The sequence below is a fragment of the Paraglaciecola sp. genome, assembly GCF_030730205.1.
In the GTDB taxonomy this organism is placed as follows: domain Bacteria; phylum Pseudomonadota; class Gammaproteobacteria; order Enterobacterales; family Alteromonadaceae; genus Paraglaciecola.
In genome coordinates this window covers 1-3,444 of record NZ_JANQVQ010000328.1, presented here as the reverse complement: position 1 = coordinate 3,444, position 3,444 = coordinate 1, and the positions used below count along the sequence as shown (strand labels likewise).

Genomic DNA, 3,444 nt, shown 5'->3' with positions numbered 1-3,444 from the left:
GAAAAGTCGGAGGCTGGTCATGATCATTAATAACTTAATGCCATCTACATGGTTAGACGTCTCGGTATTTGGGGGGCTAACACATGATTGAATCCATATTACGCTTGTCCATCGCGCGACGAGGTCTAATGCTGATGTTGATCTTCCTTGTGCTTGGCATGGGGATATTCAGTTATCAAAAATTACCTATTGATGCGGTACCCGATATCACCAACGTGCAAGTGCAAATCAATACACAAGCATCGGGCTATTCGCCTTTGGAAACCGAGCAACGGATCACATTCGTAGTAGAAACAGCGTTGGCGGGATTGCCTGAGCTGTCCTACACGCGCTCTTTATCTCGCTACGGGCTATCTCAGGTAACAGCGGTATTTGATGAGGGCACTGATCTGTATTTTGCGCGTAATCTCATTAATACCCGATTGGGTGCAATCAAAAGTCAGCTACCTGAAGGGTTAGAGCCTGAAATGGGGCCTATCGCTACTGGATTGGGCGAAATCTATATGTATACCTTGCGAGCCAAGCAAAATGCCATGCAAAAAAATGGTGAGCCGTACAATGCAATGGCGCTTCGCGAGATACACGACTGGATTGTAAAACCGCAGCTCGCACTGGTTAAAGGGATCACTGAAGTAAACGCCATTGGAGGCTATGTTAAGCAATACCATGTGAATCCTGAACCACAGCTTATGCTGAATTTTGACATTAGTCTAAGTGATATCCATCGTGCTTTGGCGCGAAACAACACGAATCAGGGAGCGGGGTTTGTTGAGCGAAATGGGCAACAAATTCTGGTGCGCTCACAAGGTCAACTCCAGACAATTAGCGATATCGAAAATGTGGTGATAAAACGCATTAATACTGTCCCCGTTGCGGTGAAAGACATTGGCAGTGTCGCTATTGGCAAAGAGCTGAGAACGGGTGCGGCAACGCAGGAAGGTGAAGAGACCGTTTTAGGTACAGCAATGATGCTAGTTGGCGAAAACTCACGAGCCGTTGCTCAATCCGTTGCCAAAAAGGTGAAGGACATTCAATCCAGCTTACCTGATGGTATTGTCATTGAGCCAGTCTATGACCGTACCCTATTGGTCGATAAAGCTATCGACACGGTTCAGAAGAATTTAGTGGAAGGTGCGTTATTAGTCATCGTGATCTTGTTCATATTGCTTGGCAATATTCGCGCCGCGCTCATCACTGCGGCGGTCATTCCGTTGGCTATGTTGGCGACCATAACAGGGATGGTTAATACCGGTGTGTCTGCCAACCTGATGAGCCTTGGGGCATTGGATTTTGGATTAATTGTCGATGGTGCGGTGATCATCGTAGAAAACTGTATCAGGCGCTTGTCCGAGTCTCAGAAACGCACAGGCGGAGTCTTACCCCTTAAAGAGCGGCTTGAACTGGTTTTTCAAGCCACCAACGAAGTCATTCGTCCTAGCTTGTTCGGTGTATTGATTATTACTGTCGTGTATATCCCGCTGTTCTCATTGACAGGTGTTGAGGGCAAGATGTTCCAACCAATGGCGGCAACGGTCATCATGGCGCTGATAGCAGCGATGCTGTTCTCCATTACTATTGTTCCGGCGGCAGTCGCGATGTTTATGGGCGGTAAAGTCAGTGAAAAAGAAAGCTTCATTATTGTTGCAGCCAAATCCGCCTATCGCCCCATCATTCACCTTGCACTGAAATTACGCTGGATAGTGCTAGTCGGTTCAGTCGTGCTGGTAGTGGGCAGCTTATGGTTGGCAACGCGATTAGGCTCTGAGTTTGTTCCCCAGCTTGATGAAGGAGACATCGCACTGCACGCCATGCGCATACCAGGCACGGGTATTGAACAAGCCGTTGCCATGCAAAAAACACTTGAATCTACCTTGATGGAATACGAACAGGTACTCACAGTGTTTGCGAAAACCGGTACCGCAGAAGTCGCTACGGATGCGATGCCGCCCAACGTAACCGATACCTTTGTTATGCTAAAACCACGATCACAGTGGCCTGATCCTGACCTATCAAAAGCTGATTTCGTGGAAACCCTTGAGCGAGACTTGCAAGCGGTGACAGGCAATAACTATGAGTTTACTCAGCCTATCCAAATGCGCTTTAACGAGTTGATCAGTGGGGTAAGAGCTGACCTTGGTATAAAAGTATTTGGAGATGATTTAACCACGCTAGTTGCTTCTGCAAACGACATCTTAACCGTTTTGCAATCAATTGACGGCGTGGCGGATGCACGACTTGAACAGGTCGATGATATCCCTATCTTCACTATCAACCCTAAGCCAGTCGAGTTGGCACGTTATGGATTGGACGTCGCCGATTTGCAGGAATGGTTGGCGTCGGCCATCGGTGGTAATATCGCTGGCTTAATTTTTGAAGGAGATAGACGATTCGAGTTGCTTGTGCGATTTGATGAAGGTATTCGCACAGATTTAGATGCCATTGGCAGCACTCCTATCATTACATCCGATGGGGAATTTGTGCCATTATCAGAAGTTGCTTCGCTGGGTTACTCGTCTGTTCCCAATCAAATCAGTCGAGAAAACGGTAAGCGCAGAGTCGTGGTTACCGCCAATGTCAGAGAACGAGACTTGGGTAGTTTTGTTGACGAAGCAAAAATCAAAATAACCGAACAGGTTGCACTCCCAGCAGGCTACTGGCTAGATTATGGCGGCACATTTGAGCAGCTTGAAAGTGCCAGTCAGCGGCTGTCTATCGTGGTGCCAGCTACACTATTTCTGATATTGGTGTTACTGGTAGTCGTGTTTGGCTCATTTCGTGATGCCTTGATCATCTTCACTGGCGTGCCTTTGGCCTTAACTGGGGGTGTTTTCGCGCTCTGGATGAGGGACATGCCAATGTCCATATCAGCTGGAGTCGGATTTATTGCGCTCTCTGGTATTGCGGTGCTCAACGGTTTAGTGATGTTGTCATTCATTAGACAGCGAGTAATGGAAACAGGTGACCTAATTAACTCTATTGTCGATGGTGCTATCACAAGATTACGTCCGGTTTTAATGACGGCACTAGTAGCAAGTTTAGGTTTTATTCCGATGGCACTGAATGTCGGGACGGGTGCTGAAGTGCAAAGACCACTAGCAACGGTAGTGATTGGCGGGATCATCTCTTCCACCATTTTAACATTGATAGTGTTGCCTATTTTGTATCGGATGATGCACTCGAAATCAACCAAAGTGTGATTATTGGGCACCGTATTGCATACGATACGGTGCTCTTCGTCTGGAGATTCAAAACAACTGATAATGACTACTGAATTGTGTATTCACCAATAAGAAGCTGATTGTCCGGAACGCTACAATTACCACCAACTCAATCAAGGTCGAATGAAGATCCGCAAATGACACAGAATCTCAGTCAGGGTTAACGCTCGACTGTCCGCTTAGGTTCACAGCTGCCTTCCAGAGAACTTCTACTCAACGGCTGCAA

Annotated in this window: 1 protein-coding gene; it reads left to right on the top strand. The window is 47.1% G+C overall.

Going from position 1 to position 3,444, the window contains the following annotated elements:
• Positions 1-83: 83 nt before the first annotated feature.
• Positions 84-3,197 (top strand): efflux RND transporter permease subunit, encoded by a 3,114-nt coding sequence (locus NWQ57_RS21550; protein WP_306024253.1) that lies wholly within the window; start codon positions 84-86, stop codon positions 3,195-3,197.
• The last annotated feature ends 247 nt before the right edge of the window (positions 3,198-3,444 follow it).

What these genes read in the sequence shown, in the direction of transcription:
- NWQ57_RS21550 (WP_306024253.1), top strand. Translation starts at nt 84, where the DNA reads ATGATTGAATCCATATTACGCTTGTCCATCGCGCGACGAGGTCTAATG.